The 16,215-nt window shown below is 67.5% G+C and carries 14 protein-coding genes; 2 read left to right on the forward strand and 12 right to left on the reverse strand.

What is annotated here, in order from left to right; all coding sequences use genetic code 11:
• The first annotated feature begins 70 nt into the window (after nt 1–70).
• Nucleotides 71–544, forward strand: coding sequence for an Lrp/AsnC family transcriptional regulator (locus Y958_RS27320; protein WP_088874997.1), 474 nt, complete (start codon nt 71–73; stop codon nt 542–544).
• Between the two features lie 26 nt (nt 545–570).
• Here the strand turns inward: Y958_RS27320 and Y958_RS27325 are convergent, their stop codons facing one another.
• Nucleotides 571–1,215: a TIGR02466 family protein gene (locus tag Y958_RS27325; protein ID WP_088874998.1), complete on the reverse strand. Its 645-nt coding sequence runs from the start codon at nt 1,213–1,215 to the stop codon at nt 571–573.
• A 246-nt stretch (nt 1,216–1,461) separates the two neighbouring features.
• On the opposite strand from Y958_RS27325, the gene Y958_RS27330 reads away from it, so the two are divergent.
• Nucleotides 1,462–2,715 carry a multidrug effflux MFS transporter gene (locus Y958_RS27330; protein WP_004274446.1) on the forward strand — a complete coding sequence of 418 codons (1,254 nt, stop codon included), beginning with the start codon at nt 1,462–1,464 and terminating at the stop codon, nt 2,713–2,715.
• 23 nt (nt 2,716–2,738) lie between these two features.
• On the opposite strand, the gene Y958_RS27335 is transcribed toward Y958_RS27330, so the two are convergent.
• The 11 genes from Y958_RS27335 to Y958_RS27395 form a co-directional block, all read right to left on the reverse strand.
• Entirely contained in the window at nt 2,739–3,248 is a 510-nt protein-coding gene (locus Y958_RS27335; RefSeq protein WP_088874999.1) for a cupin domain-containing protein, read from the reverse strand.
• Between the two features lie 23 nt (nt 3,249–3,271).
• Nucleotides 3,272–4,417: an FAD-dependent monooxygenase gene (locus tag Y958_RS27340; RefSeq protein WP_186291523.1), complete on the reverse strand. Its 1,146-nt coding sequence runs from the start codon at nt 4,415–4,417 to the stop codon at nt 3,272–3,274.
• 222 nt (nt 4,418–4,639) lie between these two features.
• Nucleotides 4,640–5,020: a response regulator gene (locus Y958_RS27345; protein ID WP_088875001.1), complete on the reverse strand. Its 381-nt coding sequence runs from the start codon at nt 5,018–5,020 to the stop codon at nt 4,640–4,642.
• A complete protein-coding gene (locus tag Y958_RS31650; protein WP_186291524.1) occupies nt 5,017–7,152 on the reverse strand; it encodes a sensor histidine kinase in 2,136 nt (711 codons plus the stop codon). The genes Y958_RS27345 and Y958_RS31650 overlap by 4 nt, the downstream gene beginning before the upstream one ends.
• Before the next feature lie 176 nt (nt 7,153–7,328).
• Entirely contained in the window at nt 7,329–8,132 is an 804-nt protein-coding gene (gene otsB, locus Y958_RS27365; protein WP_088875002.1) for a trehalose-phosphatase, read from the reverse strand.
• A 4-nt stretch (nt 8,133–8,136) separates the two neighbouring features.
• Complete coding sequence (locus tag Y958_RS27370) at nt 8,137–10,059, reverse strand: alpha,alpha-trehalose-phosphate synthase (UDP-forming) (protein WP_211098736.1); 1,923 nt, start codon at nt 10,057–10,059, stop codon at nt 8,137–8,139.
• A 277-nt stretch (nt 10,060–10,336) separates the two neighbouring features.
• Nucleotides 10,337–12,505 (reverse strand): amylo-alpha-1,6-glucosidase, encoded by a 2,169-nt coding sequence (locus tag Y958_RS27375; protein ID WP_088875003.1) that lies wholly within the window; start codon nt 12,503–12,505, stop codon nt 10,337–10,339.
• Between the two features lie 18 nt (nt 12,506–12,523).
• A complete protein-coding gene (locus Y958_RS27380; RefSeq protein ID WP_088875004.1) occupies nt 12,524–13,618 on the reverse strand; it encodes a glycosyltransferase family 4 protein in 1,095 nt (364 codons plus the stop codon).
• Between the two features lie 207 nt (nt 13,619–13,825).
• Complete coding sequence (locus Y958_RS27385; RefSeq protein WP_088875279.1) at nt 13,826–14,320, reverse strand: winged helix-turn-helix transcriptional regulator; 495 nt, start codon at nt 14,318–14,320, stop codon at nt 13,826–13,828.
• Between the two features lie 104 nt (nt 14,321–14,424).
• Nucleotides 14,425–14,766: a hypothetical protein gene (locus Y958_RS27390; protein WP_088875005.1), complete on the reverse strand. Its 342-nt coding sequence runs from the start codon at nt 14,764–14,766 to the stop codon at nt 14,425–14,427.
• A gap of 12 nt (nt 14,767–14,778) precedes the next feature.
• A complete protein-coding gene (locus Y958_RS27395) occupies nt 14,779–16,212 on the reverse strand; it encodes an MBOAT family O-acyltransferase (protein WP_088875006.1) in 1,434 nt (477 codons plus the stop codon).
• Between the last annotated feature and the right edge of the window lie 3 nt (nt 16,213–16,215).

Here is a 16,215-nt window from a genome sequence, read left to right on the forward strand (position 1 = left end):
AAAATATCTGATACGTCTTAAGTCAGCCCGTAATAGAAATGGACAACGCGCGAAACGGGGAGATTTTAGGATGGCGATTGCGTTGGACCGTCTAGACCGGCGTATCCTGCTGGCCTTACAGGAAAATCCCGACATCTCCACCGCCGACTTGGCGGCCCAGGTCGGCCTGTCGCATACCCCCTGCTGGCGCCGGCTGAAGCGACTGGAGGAGGAAGGCATCATTCTGGGCCGGGCCCTGCTGCTGAACGCCAAGGCCCTGGACCTGCCCATCACCGTCTTCGCCGAGGTGCGGCTGAAGCAGCATGACGAGGACACGCTGGAGGCGCTGGAGCAGGTGGTGCGCACCCGGGCGGAGATCGTGGAATGCTTTTGCATGGCCGGCGGCGAGGGCGACTACCTCATGCGCATCATCGTCAGCAGCGTGGAAAGCTATGAGCATTTCCTGAAAAAGGTGCTGTTGCACCTGCCGGGGGTGGCGGCCGTCAATTCCCGCTTCGCCCTCAGCTGCGTCAAGCTGACCACAAGCCTGCCCATCGTGGCCTGAAAAACGCCGCGGGCCGGGCAGGAAAATCAGCGCCAGGCGTAATTGAAGCTGAGGGAGATGCGTTCCTCATCGGCGCGGTTCAGGGCCACCTCATGCCGCAGCCAGCTTTCCCACATCAGCAGGGTACCTTCCTGCGGCGCCACGGCGATGGTGGGCTGCAGGGTGCGGTCGGCCTTGGCCTTGCGCGGCGGGGCCGCCATCATGAAGGGCAGGCGCGGGTCCTCGAACTTCAGGACGGAGGCGCCGGCCGGCACCCGCACATAATAGGTGCCGCTGATGACGCTGTTGGGATGGATGTGTGACCCGTGGGAACCGCCGGGGTCCAGCACGTTGATCCACAGGCTGTCCAATTCCAGCTTACGCCCGCCCAGGTCCCAATCCTGCACCTTGGCGAAGGACTTGGCATGGCGGTCCAGCTGGGCCTTCAGCTTCTTCAGGATGGGGAAGCGCCAGATGAGGTCGTCCAGCGAGGCATAGCTGGTGTAGCCGGTATAGCCGTGCTTGTCCGACCAGCGTTGCCCCGCCCCGTCATCCTCCGCCGCTGTCCGGCAGCAGGCCGCCACCTCTTCGTTCAGGGGCAGCATCTCCACCAACTCAGCCCGGTAGATGCGGGTGACGAACAGGGTATCGATGGTGGCGGCGGGCGCGGAGGCGGGCGTTTCTTCGGTCATGCCCAGGGCTTTAGCCGGGCGGCGCGGTGGCGTCAATCGCGCCGGGAGAAAAAGGCCGGCGCCTCCCCGATCAACCCGCCTAGACCGAAAACAGTAGGCTGCGGGCCCGCACGCTTTGGGTATAAAGGAACCCCTGGGGGCGTTCGCCCTTGTCACCAGGACATGTCCCAAAACGAAGATCGGCCCAGGCACCCGCCCCGCATGCGGAGGCCCCGGGACCGGCACCGCCCACGGAACGCGCATCCCATGCAGTTGGCCACCGACGCGCCACCACCGGACGTCCGCAAGGACGACCCCCATGCCGGCATCGGCTTCACCGAATTCGTCCTGATGGTCTCGGCCATGATGGCCATGAACGCGCTGGGCACCGACAGCATGCTGCCGGCGCTGGGCCAGATCGGCCGCTCGCTGGGTGTGCTGGAGGAACCGCGCTGGCAGTGGATCGTCACCGCCTTCCTGCTGGGCTTCGGCGGCGCGCAGATCCTGTATGGGCCCATTTCCGACCGTTACGGCCGCCGGCCCATCCTGCTGTGGGGCATCGTCTTCTACGCCCTGGGCAACTTGGCCGCGGCCCTGGCCCCCACGTTCGAGCTGCTGCTGGCCGTGCGCGTGGTGCAGGGCATCGCCGTCGCCTCCACCCGCATCGTCGTCGTGTCCGTGGTGCGCGACTGCTACGCCGGGCGGCAGATGGCGCGAGTCATGTCGCTGGCCTTCATGATCCTGCTGGCCGTGCCCATCCTGGCGCCCAGCCTGGGGCAGCTGATCATGCTGGTGGCGCCGTGGCGCGCCATCTTCGCCTGCCTGGCGGCCTATGCCCTGGCGGTGGTCTTCTGGCTGTGGCGGCGCCTGCCGGAAACACTGCACCCGGAATACCGCCGGCCCATCGACGTGCCCACCATCCTGTCCGCCGTCTGGCAAACGGTGACGGACCGCCAGGCCATCGGCTACACCCTGGCGCAAACCCTGATGATCAGCGCCGTCTTCGCCTACCTCAACAGTATGCCGCCCATCTTCGAAGAGGTGTTCAAGGCGCCGCAGCTGTTCCCGCTGATCTTCGCCCTGACCGGCATGTCGTTGGCCGTGTCCGCACTGCTGAATGCCCGCATTGTCGTCCGCTTAGGCACCCGGCGCCTATCGCACAGCGCGCTGCTGGGCTTCATCCTATTCACCGGCATCCACACCATCATCGCCCGGCATGGGGAAAGCCTGCTGGTCTTCACCGTGCTGCAGGCCCTGACCATGTTCTGCTTCGGCCTGGCGACCAGCAACTTCGGCGCCATGGCCATGGAACCGGTGGGCGCCATCGCCGGCACCGCCGCCTCGGTCCAGGGGTTCATCAGCACGGTGGTGGGGGCCCTGGTGGGCTTCGTCATCAGCCAGCACTTCGATGGCACCACCCTGCCCCTGGTCGGCGGGTTCCTGTGCTGCGGCGTCGGCGCGCTGGCCATCGTGCTGGTGACGGAACGCTTCCAGCTGTTCCACCCGCGCATGGGGAAATGACCGGCGCCCGGCGTTTCAGGGGACTACTTATGCTCCGGCTTGTCTTCGGCCAGAGGCTGGCCCTCGTGCAGGTAGGGCGGCGCCTCGATCAGGACGAAGACGATGCGGCACGGGGTGGTGGCGCTGGGGTTGCGCCATAGGTGCATGGTGCCGCGCTGGATGATGATGCCGCCGGTGCCCACAATGGTCTTGACGCCGTCGTCCAGTTCCAGCTCCACCTCGCCCGACAGGACGATGCCGTAGTCGATGCTGTTGGTGCGGTGCATGGGCGAGGAGCTACCGGGCAACATGTCCACCACCCGGATGACGGAACCCTGGTTCAAGGTCAGGCCGGCGTCGCGCAGGCGACCGTCCGTCTCGTCATTGTTGTCGGCCGGGACGGTGGGCGTGGTCCAGATCAGGGTGAAGGCGGCATCGCCCGAGGGGATGCGCCGGGTCGGGAACTCATCGTCCGATTTGAAGATGGCGCGCGCGCCGGCGTCGTGCCCCGTCACCACGCGGCGGATGGCGGGCAGCCCTGAATCACTGATCATGGCATCGAGCTTTCTGCAGGGAATCAGATATCGGCCAGCAGCGCCATCTGCGCCTTGGCCATCATGGCGCCCATGATTTCGGGCGAGACGTGGTCTTGCTGCGCCTTGCCGATGGCGACACTGCTCTCCACCACCAGGCGACAGCGTTCGAAGCGCCGGTCGGTGAAGGCCCGGAAGGCGGCGGCCAAGTCGTCGTGGCGGGCCAGTTCCTCCACCAGGACCAGGGCGTCCTCCACCGCGATGCCGGCGCCGGACGCCAGGTGCGGGGTGGTGGCGTGGGCGGCGTCGCCGATCAGGATGCTGCGGCTCTTGAACCACTGATGGGGGGGCAGCAGCACGGCCTCCAGCGGGCGGACGTTGACCCAGGAGTCCGCGTTCAAATTCTCCCGCAAGATGCCCACCGGGCCGCCGAAGGGGGCCAACAGCTGGGCCAGCTGCTGGTAGGCCGTGGCCTCATCCACCCGGCGCATCTCGGGCACGTTTTCCAGCAGCCACAGGTACATCAGGTCCTGGCTGACCGGCACCAGGCCGCAGGTCACCGGCGCGCCGACAAAGAAGTGCGAGCGGTCGATCTCAGGCGGGCGCCTGGCCACCACGCGCCAGCAATACTGGCCGGTGTAGGTGGGCTTGGGCGCGTCGGGGAACAGGAAGGACCGCGCCTTGGAGAAGGCGCCGTCGGCCGCGACCACGAAATCATAGGTGCCGGCGCCGCCGTCGCTGAAACGCACGTCCACACCATCGCCGGTGTCGGTCCATTCGGTGGCGGTCAGGCCCAGGCTGACCCGTACCCCCGCCTCACGCGTCAGCCGCGACAGCAGGGCGTGCAGGTCGGGCCGCATGATGCCGCCGGACACCGGCAGGTCGGGCTGGATGGGCCTGTCTTGCAGGTCGGTCACGGCCATGCCGTTGGGAGCGCACAGGCGCCCGCCCTTCGTCACATGGAAGCCCTGGGCCTTGAGGTCGTCCAGGATACCCAGGGTCCGGAAGGCACGGTATGTGGGCCCCGTCACGGTGATGCCGGCGCCATAGACACGCCAGTTGGGATCGGCCTCCACCACATGCACGGGCCACCCGGCGCGGCTGGCCAGGATGGCGAAAGACATGCCGCCGATGCCGCCGCCCAGGACAAGGATGGGGGCGCGGTCCGCGCGCGGTAAAGACTGAGGCATCGCCAACTTCTCCCGTTTCTTCCCTAGCGCGCCCTCTCGAAGGGGGCGCGTCATGGGCGATCCTAGAAGCCGCTCATCTATTGTTAAAATTGATTTGGAAGATATCTTGGCAGCTGTCCGGCCGATGGATTCAGCCTGTGCCGCCGGTACCGCTGTCGGCCGGACCGATGGGAAAAGTCGCCACGCCGGCCAACGACGCCTGACGGCCGACGGCCGGCCGGCCTACTCCGCCGCCAGCACCTCGCGCACCACCGTCTGCAGCTGCCGGCCGAACACCGGCTTGTACAGGATGGCCGCGGGATGGTCCTGGTTCATGCGTTCCAGCATCGCCGGTTCGCGCGAGGCGGTGATGAAGATGACCTTGGAGCCGACGAACTCATGGATGGCGAGAGCCGCGTCCACGCCGTCGCCCACGCCCTTCAGCCGCATGTCCATCAGCACCAGGCGGGGCCGTTGGGCCTTGGCCAGGGCGATGGCGTCGGCGGCGGTCGCGGCGGTGCCGCACACGATCAGCCCCATGTCCTCGATCTGGATGCTGAGGGTTTGGGCGATCAGGAATTCGTCATCCACGACCAGGACGCAGTCTTGCAGCCGATCGCTCATGGCGCCGCCATTTCGACGGGGGAACCCGCCACATCCACCACCGGTGTCGGCAGGATGATTTCCGCCCGTGTGCCCTTATCGAACCGCATCTCGATCGTTCCGTCCAGCTGCGCCACCAAGCCCTTTACGATGGTGCCGCCCAGACCGCGCCGGTAGCCGCCCCCATCTTCCCCCGCCGGTGGAGAGGTCGGGATGCCGTCGCCGTCATCCGCCACCACCAGCAGCACGCCTCCCTCCTCCCGGCGGCGCATCGCTATTGTGATGGTACCACGCCCTTCCGGGAAGGCATGTTTCAGCGAGTTGGTGATCAATTCAGTCACCAGCAGGCCCAAGGGGATGGCGAAATCCAAATTGACCGTCAGCGGGCAGATGGCGATGTCCAGCCCCACCCCGTCATCCGCCCCCGACAGCAGGATGTTGCGGGCCAGTTCATCCAGGAAGGGCGCGATGTCGAAGCTCTCCAGGTCGGGGGAGGCCATCAGCTGCTGATGCACCAGGCCCAGGGCATAGACCCGGCTGCGCAGCCCCATCAGCGCCTGGCGTCCATCCGGATCCTTCAGCTGCAGGGCCTGCATCATCACCAGGCCGTCGATGATTTGCAGGTTGTTCTTCACCCGGTGATAGACCTCGCGCAACAACAGGTCGCGCTGTTTCAAGGCGGCGGTACGCTCGGCCACCACCAGTTCCAGGTCCGCCTTGGCCTCGCGTAGCGCTGCCTCCGCCTCCGCCCGTTCGGTCACGTCGATCAGCACCCCGGTGGCGCGGGTGGGGGCCCAGGTGACCGGATCGCGCGCCACGATGGCGCTGCGATGGGATAGCCAAATCCAGCCCCCGCCCCCCTCCGCCGCGTCCGGGTCGCCGTCGGCCCGGCGCACCCGGTACTGCATCTGCACCAGTTCCGCGGCACCGGTCTGCAGCAGACTCAGGCCGGCCGCGCGTTCGCCCCGGTCATCCGGATGAACCCAATCCGCCCACGCGGCGTATTCGGGACCATGCAGGGGGAACCATCTCTCCGCCGGCAAGGTGCCGCCCGTGACCTCCGCCGTGCGCCGATCCACCCAGCCCAGGCCCCGCGCCAAATCCAATTCCCAGATGCCCAGCTTGGCGCCCTCCGCCGCCAGGCGCAGGCGCGTCTCGCTTTCCTTCAACGCCAGGGCCGTCTTGTGCATGGTGTCGATGTCCTCGACCACCGCCAGCAGCAAGGGCGGCAGCCGGGCACCGGCCTTGCGCATCCCCGCGCCACGCACCAGCGTCGCGGACACGCGGCCCCAGACGGGTGTGCCATCCTGGCGCCGGAAGCGCAGCTCGCGGACATAGACGCTGGCCTCGCCCGCCAGCAGGCGCGCCAACTCCAGCCCCTGCGCCGCGCGATCCTCCCCCCACAGCAGGTCGGGCCAAGCCATCCGGCCAGCCAGGTCGGCCCGATTGTAGCCCAGCATGCTGGCGAAGGCGTTGTTCACCCGCAGCATCAACCCGGTCTCCGGATTGACCTGCACCTTGCCCACGGCTGCCGCCTCGAAACTGGCGCGGTATTCCGCCTCGCTGCCGGCCAGGGCCTCCAGCGCCGCCGCCCGTTCGGCCAGGGCCTCCGTGAGCTGGGCGTTCGCCGCGCGCAGTTCGGCCGTGCGCTCGGCCACCCTGCGCTCCAACTCGGAATTGGCGGCCAGCACCTTGGCCTCGCTCTCCCGCAGCAGGGCGGCGGTGCGCTCCTGCTCCTGGATGGTGCGGGTCAGGTCGGCGTTCAGCCGGCCCAGCTGCGCCGGCGTGGGCAGGGCCAGCACGCGCGGCACCAGGGGCCACAGCATGGCGGCGGTGGCCACCGACAGCAACGCCGTCACCAGCTTCACCACCCCCTCCATCCCATAGGCCGGCATCCACAGGGTCAGGATGGACAGCATGTGGGTTAGGCCGCAGGCCAGGATGAAGGCCACGAACAAATGCCCCACCCAGCGGTAGGCCAAATCGTTACGCTTGCGTACGAACCAAGCCAGCGCCAGGGGTATGGAGAAATAGGACAGGCCGATGACGGCGTCGGAACCGGCGTGTAGCCAAATAAGACCCGGCAGCCAACTGAGGCAGAAGCCATGCGGCGTCAGGCCGGATGGATCCAGCAACCAGTCCGTCAAACTCATAAGCGACCTCCGCCACCGGCACATCGCCAAGTCCAGAGGTTTTACCCCCAAACCTTTGCGAGTATGGAACGGTGGCGCCGGGCATCGCGCCCGTCAAGTCGCGCGTTCGATTAGATTGACCAAGTCCTGCACGCACAGGGTGAGGCTTGCGACGCCGGGGCCGGCGTTGGCTGGTGTCAGCGGGCCGCCTCCTCCGCGGCCTCGGTCACCTCGCGTCGAACCAGTTTGTCCAGCAGGGGGAACTGGGGGTCGCCCAGCCAGGCGCGCACGGCGGCCACGTCGGCCAGGGCGTGCAGGGCGGCCGTCGCCTGCTCCGGCCGGCCGACCTTGACGGAGATGCCGCCCAAGGCATGCACGCTCTCGAACGCATGTTCATCCGGCACGTCGTCGCCGATGAAGATGGGACGGCGGCCCTTGAACGGTTCCACGGTCATGAAGCGATAGACGGCATCCCCCTTGAGGGCTGCGGCCGGCAGCAATTCCACGCCCACATTGCCTTCGACCACCCGGTAGCCGTCGGGCAGGCCGGGTAGCGCCGCCTTGGCCAGCCGGGTGATATGGTCCAGGGATTGCGGGTGCGGCCCGGTGTGGATGGCCAACACCGGGCCCTTGCGCTCGATGACGATGTTGGGGGCGCGGCCCAGTTCAGCCTCAGCCCGATCCGCCAGGGCGGCCAGGGCCGGGGGCTCCTCCGCCGCCACCGCCGGCTCGTCCGGAGACAGCCGCAGCTCGATCCCGAACAGCCCGCCGGCGCGCAGCACCATGGGCTGGAACAGCGTGTCGATGGACGCCAGCGAGCGGCCACTGATCACCGCGACAGCCCCGCCCAGCTGGCGGTCCAGGTTGGACAGCAGGGTGCGCAACTCGTCATCCACCACCACGCCGGTGGGGTCCTTGTGGTGTTCCAGCAGCGTCCCGTCAATGTCCAGGAACAGGGCCCAGCGGTCCCCGGCGGCGGGCGCCAGGGCGGGGGACGGCATCGCTTCAGAAATGGCTCGGCTCAACGTTCTTTCCTTTCCCCATGCTGACCAGGCGCACCACGTTGCGGCCCAGGGGTGTGCGACCCAGGGCACCGCGCGCCGAGTGCTGCCTGGCCAGGCGGGCGGTGACGTTGGCGGTGTGGTGGCGTTTGCGCAGGCGGGCGCCGTCCAGCAGCATGTTGCCCGCCCAGCGGTAGATGTTGTTTTCCCGCACCGTTTCGCGCATGCGGCGCATACGCTCACGCTGTTCCTCCGGCGACATGGTCAGGCCGCGCAGCAACGCGTCGGCCATGCCGCAGGTGTCGTACGGGTTGATGATGATGCTTTCGGGCAGCTCCTTGGCGGCGCCGGCGAAGCTGCTGAGCAGCAGCACGCCCTGCTCATCCTCCCGGGCGGCCACGAACTCCTTGGCCACCAGGTTCATGCCGTCGTGCAGGCTGGTGACCATGCACAGGTCGGCGGCCCGCAACAGGCCGTAGACCTCGTCCTTGCCGTAGGATTCGTTCAGCAGGTGGATGGGCTGATAGCCGTCATGGCCGTAGCGGGCGTTCAGCTCGTCCACAAAATCCAGGCACTCCCGCTGGCACTGCTGATAGGCCGGCAGGGCGGTGCGGCTGGGGGCCGCCACCTGCAGGACCACCATGCGGCCGATCCATTCCGGGTGGCGCTTGAACAGTTCCTCCACCGCGCGGAAGCGGTCGATGATGCCCTTGGTGTAGTCGAAGCGCTCCACCCCCACACACAGCTTCATGTCCGGCGCCAGGTTGAAACGGTCGAAGATGGCCCGGCGGCTGGCGGGCACCGGCGGCTGGCGCGACAGTGAGGCCGGCGGCCATTCGATGGAGATGGGATGGGCGTGCACATGGGTGGTGTGGCCGCCGAAGGTGACGGCCGACGAGTCCCGCTCGATCCGGCTTTCGAGGAAGCGGTCCACCGTCTCGATGAAGTTGTTGCAGTAATACTGGGTATGGAAGCCCATGACCGAGCTGCCCAGCATGCCGTCCAGGATGCGTTCCCGCCACGGGCAGATGCCGAAGATCTCGGCGTTGGGCCAGGGGATGTGCCAGAAGGTGATGATGACGGCGTCGGGCAGCCGCTCGCGGATCATGCGGGGCAGCAGGGCGAAGTGATAGTCCTGGATCAGGACCACCGGACGCTCGTCCCGCGCCTCCTCCACCACCACGTCGGCGAAGCGCTGGTTCACCGCCTCGTAAACCTCCCAATCCTCGGCGTTGAAGCTGGGCCGGGTGAAGGCCACGTGGCACAAGGGCCAGAGGCCGTCGTTGGAGAAGCCGTAGTAATAGTGCTTCTCCTCACGCTCGCTCAGCCAGACGCGGCGCAGGGTGTAGCTGGGGTTGTCGGGCGGCACGGCGATGCGGTCGTCCGCGTCCACGGTCAGGTGATCGGCCGAGCCGCTGCCGTGCGCGATCCAGGTGCCGGCGCAGGTGCGCATGACCGGATCCAGCGCCGCCACCAGGCCGCCGGCCGGCGCCCGCAGCTTCACCGCCCCGCCCTCCTCCAAGTCATGGATGAAGGGCTCGCGGTTGGAGACGACGATGACCTGTGCCCCCGTCAGTTCCGTCTTCAGCAGGTGCCGCAGCGTGTCCGGCGTCCAGGTGCCCAGCCGGTCGGTGGCGACGCCCTCGCCCTTGGTGGACCGCAGGGCGCGCTGCGCCGCGGCATGGGCGTCGCGCGCGCCGACCACAGGCGAAGGCGCCCGGTCCCCCTCCGCCAGAACCTGGCGTCGCGTCTCTTCGTAGGTGGGAATGGCGGCCTCCGCCACCGGCGCATGGCGGTTGCGGCTCCAGCGCAGCAGCAGTGCGCTGGAAAGCACAAGGGCCGCAACGGATAAGAGTAGGCTGGCCCCCACCAGGTAGACGGCGGCGGAGTCCTGCGTCAGCAGCGCGCCCAAATCGATGTCCATCATGGTGATACACCCATACCCTATCGGTTAAGAAAACTATGACCTGGTGTTATGATTGCAATAATCAGGTCATATATCGCGCAGATCGAACAGATATAGCCGTAACGGCGTTTTCTATTGCTCCGCCCCTCAGTATTCATGTAGGAATTCTAGAGACGAGATTGTGTTCCAAAAAAGGCAACCGCGGCGGAGGCGGGACCGAAAATCCGCATAGGCAGCGTAAGACCGTGGCGGAGCATCCGCCGGTTCCTTGGTCCCATCGCCGTAGACCTATCGGCCCTTACGAGCGGACGATGAGCGGCACCAGGCCTTCCTCGTGGTCAGAGATGGAGGCGATGACCTGCCCCCCCATGCGCTGGAAGAAAAGATCGACGGTGTGTTCCCCCACCGTCACGCGGCGCACGGTCAGTTGATCGATACCGATGGGCAGCTTGGGGCGGTTGACGTGGATTTCCCCCCGCCAGCCGTCGACCTCGATGCCCAGGCAGGCCTGCAATAGCATGAAGACCGAACCGGCGGCCCAGGCCTGAGGCACGCAGGCCACCGGATAGGCGATGGGCGTCTCCCCCTGTTCACGCGGGAAGCCGCAGAACAGCTCGGGCAGGCGCATACCGAAGCGCACCGCCGCCTCGAAGGTGTCGCTCATCAGCTTCACCACGCCCCCGCGCACGCCATAGCGCGCCAGACCGGCGGCGCAGATGGCGGTGTCGTGCGGCCACACGGAGCCGTTGTGGTAGGACATGGGGTTGAAGCAGACCTCGGTGTCCGCCAGCGTGCGGATGCCCCAGCCGGTGTGGAAGGCGCCGGCCAACAGCTGGTCCGCCACGCGGTGCGCCCGCTCCGGCGAGGGCAGGCCCACGAACAGCAGATGCCCGACGTTGGAGGCGCGCACGCGGCAGGGCCTGCCCTTGCCGTCCAGCGCCAGGGCGTAGAAGCCCATGTCCTCCATCCAGAAATGGGTTTCCACCGCCTGGCGCAGGGCCTCGGCCCGATGCTGCCAGTAGGCGGCCTGCGCGTCCTCCCCCCGCCGCTTGGCCAGGCGGGCCAGGCCGCAATAGGCGGCGTAGACGTAGCCCTGGACCTCGACCAGGGCAATGGGCCCCTCCGGCAGGCTGCCGTCGGCATGCTGGATGCTGTCGAAGCTGTCCTTCCAGCCCTGGTTCGCCAAGCCGGATTCCTCGGCGCGCTGGTAGTCGACGAAGCCGTCGCCGTTCTGGTCGCCCGCCCCTTCCATCCACGCGGCGGCGGCGCAGAGCGAGGGCCACAGCTGGTCGATGAAGGCCATGTCCCCGGTGCGGTCGGCGTAGACCGAGGCCAGGTAGATGTAGAGCGGCGTGGTGTCGACGCTGCCGTAATAGCGGCCGAAGGGCAGCTCACGCAGCACCGCCATCTCCCCCTTGCGCGTCTCATGCAGGATCTTGCCCGGCTGAGCGTCGCTGAAGGGTGCCGTTTCGGTGGCCTGATGGGTGGCGAGGAAGGCCAGCACCCCCCGCGCCAGGCGGGGGTTCAGCCACATCATCTGCAAGGCGGAGATGATGCCGTCGCGGCCGAAGGCGGTGGAGAACCAGGGGATGCCGGCATAGGGGTAGGGGCCGGTGGCCAGTTCCGTCGTCAGCAGGGCGGTGTCCGCCTGGGCGCGCGCCAGCCAGTCGTTGAACACCCGGCCGGAGCTGTAGACGCTGGCGCCGCGGCGGCGCTTGGTGCGCATCTCCAGCCGCGCCCGCACCGCGGCGGCACGGAAGCGCACGCGGCTGGGCGTGTCCGTGCGCTCGGTTCCGACCTCGATGTACAGGACGTGGTCGCCGCGTTTGGGCAGGTTGATGTTGAACACGGCGCGATCGCCCTGCAGCCGGTCGGGGGCCTGACTGAAGGACAGGGTGGACTGGCGGGTCACCTGGTCCAGGCCCTCATAGCTCAGCGTCACGCCGTCGCCGGACAGCTGGGCCTCATGCGTGCGGCCGCGCAGTTGGCGGGTGGAGCCCCGCACCTCGAACATGTCGCGGAAGTCTGCGGCGAAATTGAAGGTCAGCGGCACGACGATGTCGCTGCCGCCGAAATTGGACAGGGTCACCCGCTCATACAGCCGGTTCTGCCACAGGATGCGCGTGCGCTCGATATGGATGACACCCCACAGGGTCATGCCGCCGCCGGGGGCGGGCATGGGCACATTGGTGCTGTTGGCCGTGAACAGGATGTTGTCCTCGCTGAGCGAGGCGCCCAGCAGCGACGGCTCCTTATCGCCGATGCGCAGCTGATAGCGGGACAGGATGCGGGTGTCGTCCACGAACAGGCCGTCGCCCTGGCCCAGGATGTCGCCATGGGCGTCGGCCACGACGAAGCAATCGCCATGCTTCAGCGCGAACAGCTTGAAGGTCTCGCGCGGGCCGCTGCCGTCGGGGCCGGCCAGGCCGATGGCCGGGTCCAACTGTCGTTCGTCGAGGGCTGCCATGGGGTCCGGTCTCACGGCTCAGGGCGACGGGGCGGCGACGGCACGGCCGCCGGGCACGGAGGCGGCCCCGCCGCCCTTCAGCAAGGCCTCATAGGCCGCGACGTAGTTGCGCGCCATGGCCGCGACGGAAAAGCGCCGCTCGAACACCTCGCGGATGCGGGCGCGGTCCAGGGCGCGCACCTTTTCCACCGCATCCACGGCATCGGCGATGGTGTCGACGACGAAACCGGTCACACCCTGGTCGATGATCTCGGGCATGGCGCCGTTGTTCCAGGCGATGACGGGCGTGCCGCAGGCGAAGGCCTCGATCACCACCAGGCCGAAGGGTTCCGGCCAGTCGATGGGCATCAGCAGGGCGGCGGCGTCGCCCAGGAAACCGGGTTTACCGGCGTCGTCGATCTCACCCACGTGCTGAATGACGCGGCCATCGATGCGCGGTTCGACGTGTTCCTTGAAATAGGGACCGTCATCGTCCCCCACCTTGGCCGCCATCTTCAGCGACAGACCGGACTTCTCCGCGATCTCGATGGCGCGGTCCGGCCGCTTGTCGCGGGAAAAGCGGCCCAGAAAGGCCAGGTAATTGCCGGTGCCGCCCGGCCGGTCCGCCGGCGGGCGGTACAGGTCCAGCGGCAGGCCGTGATAGACGGTGGCCAGCCAGTTGGCATCCGCCAGGGGCCGCCGCTGGCGATCCGAGATGGAAATCATGGGGTAGCGCGGCCAAAGCCCGTAGGACGGCGCCAGGTCGACATAGTCCAGGCGGCCGTGCGGCGTGGTCACCGTGCGCTGCGCGCATTCCTTGAAGAAGGGAAAGTGCATGAAGTGGCTGAGATGGAAATGCAGCACATCGAACTCATCCGCGCGGGCCCGCACCTGTTCCAGCATGGCCAGGTGGGCCACCACCGGCGATTTCAACGGCGCATCATCCAGCCACAGGGCCTTGGGCCGCATGGGCACCAGCCTGGCCTTGGTCTGGGAGGCCCCGCTGGCGAACAGGGTCACATCATGGCCCAGGTCCACCAACTCATCCGTGAGATAAGATATAACCCTTTCAGTACCACCATAGTATGTGGGCGGCACCGTCTCATACAGCGGGGCGATTTGCGCAATCTTCATCGACGGTAATTCCCTAAATCGATGATGGAAATTGGCGCACACACCCATGAGTATTGGATGCGCCGCCAAAGGGACCGGCGCAACCGTATCATCGGTTGGTGGTAGCAACCATAATTCTTAATGAATAGGGCATGGGGGCGAGGCCGGCGCCCGAATTTGCCGCGCCGCCGCAATCCGGGCCTTTCGGCCTAGACCTGTTGCCGGGCGTCAGGCGGCGGGCTTGGCCTTGGGCGCATAGCGCTGGCGCTGGGCCTCATCGGCGCCGGGGCCGGCCGCTAGGCGGAAGTCGCGGCTGGTGGCAGGCTTGCCGCTCACCCGGTCCACCAGCACCAGGTCGGCAGGCTGGCCCGTCTGGGTGTCAACCAGTTGCACGGTCGGCCCCTCGGGCGCGAAGTGGCGGTTGCCCCAGGCCAGCAGGGCCAGCATGACCTCGCGGAAATCGCGGCCCCGCTCGGTCAGCACGTACTCGTATCGGGGCGGTCGTTCGCTGTACTGCCGTTTTTCCATCAACCCGGCCTCGACCAGGGCGGTCAGGCGGCGGGTCAGCATGTTGGGGGCGATATCCAGGCTCTTCTGGAACTGGTCGAAACGCGTCATGCCGTGAAAGGCGTCGCGCAGGATCAGGATGCTCCACCACTCCCCCACCCGTTCCAGGCTGCGGGCGATGGGGCAGGTCAGGTCCTCGAAACTTTTACGCTGCATATCGGTCACACCAGGGGTGGCGGATCACGCGTCCGCGACTTTCATGGTGCAAGTGTAGGGCCGCCGCAGTGGACTGCGCAAGGGATTACAGGGTGTGAGGCGCCCTAGAACCGCAAGCCCTGGAACCAGCGGAACAGGGCCTGCAGGCCAGTATACAGGCGCCCGGCGCCGATGGCGTCCATCCAATCCTGCCAGGCCTGCACCCAGCCGGACAGCCGGTCGGTGACCGGGTTGATGGGCAGGCCGTTGACCCAGTCGGCCAGCGGACGGGCGCCCAGCACCAACGCCACCAGGGTGGCCGCCGCCAGCGACAAGGCCACGGACCGCAGGCGGGAGGGGGCCGCCCCCTCGATCACCTCGACCGGGTTGTAGCGGGGGCGCACCGGCGGGGGCACGGGTGTGGCCTCGGCGGGGGCTGACAGGCGGCGGGTCGGGATGGCGTTCATGTCTCGGCCCCGTCAGAACTGGAAATAGATGAAGGGGGCGACGCCCTCGGGCGCGCAGGCCTGGATCAGCACCACGGCCAGACCCACGGCAGCACCCATGGCCGGAAGCGGCAAGCGGCGCACCCCGTCCTCGATGCGCGCCAGCCGGTCGGCGGGCAGGAATTGGCTGGCCAGGGTGCCGGCGATCAGCAGCAGGGTCAGGGGCGTCGCGGCGGTGGGCAGTACCTGCCAGCGGCCAAAGCCCGCCAGGAAATGGCCGGCCACCTCCAGCGTGGGCGAGCGGAAGAAGATCCAGGTGAAGCAGACGAAGTGGAAGGTGGCGACGATGGCCAGGGTCCGCCGCCAGCCGCGCAGGGGCGGCGCCTCCCACTCCCCGATGGTGATGGCGCGCAGGCGGTTCACCAGATGCTCCACCACCAGCATGCCGCCGTGCAGCGCCCCCCAGATGACAAAGGTCCAGTTGGCGCCGTGCCACAGGCCGCCCAGCAGCATGGTGATCATCAGGTTGCGGCAGTGCTTCCACGTGCCGCCCCGGTTGCCGCCCAGGGGGATGTAGAGATAGTCGCGCAGCCACGACGACAGCGAGATGTGCCAGCGCCGCCAGAATTCCCGCAGGGAGCCCGACCGGTAGGGCTGGTCGAAGTTCTGCGGGAAGCGGAAGCCCAGCAGGGCCGCCAAGCCGATGGCGATGTCGGTGTAGGCGCTGAAGTCGCAATAGATCTGCATGGCGTAGCCGTATGTGGCCAGCAGCAGATCCAGGGCGCCGTAACGGTCCGGATCCATGAACACGGCATCGACCAGGTCGGTCGCCAGGTAGTTGGCCACCACCACCTTCTTGAACAGCCCGCCCATGATCAGCAGGTAGGCGCGGGTGGCGCGAATGTCGTCCGGATCCGGCCGCTCCCCGATCTGGGGCAGGAAGTGGCTGGCGCGGACGATGGGCCCCGCCACCAGCTGCGGGAAGAAGGAGATGTAGAGCACCAGGTGCATCAGGCTGGCCGGCCGGCGCAGCGTGCCGCGGTAGAGGTCCACCAGGTAGGAGATGCCGTGGAAGGTGAAGAAGGAGATGCCGACGGGCACCACCATGTCCAGGAAGCCCAGCCGCACCGGCAGGCCCAGTAGGGTGGCGGTGTCGTTCACCGCGTGGCTGGTGAAGTCGGCGTACTTGAAGAAGGCCAGCACGCCCAGGTTCACGGCCACGGCCAGGGACACCGCCAGCGTGCGCCGGGCCGGGGTGTCCTGGCGCACGATGGCGTGGCCGGCCAGATAGTTGAACAGCGTGCTGCCGCCCAGCAGGAAAAGATAGCGCCAATCCCACCAGCCGTAGAACACGTAGCTGGCGGCCGACAGGAAGGCGATGCGCCCCTGCGGGAAGCGCACCAGTGCCCAGGCAACGGCGAAGACGATCAGGAAGAACAGGCCGAAGTTCAGCGTGGGGAACAGCATGGG

This window comes from Nitrospirillum viridazoti CBAmc (genome assembly GCF_000730165.1).
Taxonomy (GTDB): Bacteria; Pseudomonadota; Alphaproteobacteria; order Azospirillales; family Azospirillaceae; genus Nitrospirillum; species Nitrospirillum viridazoti.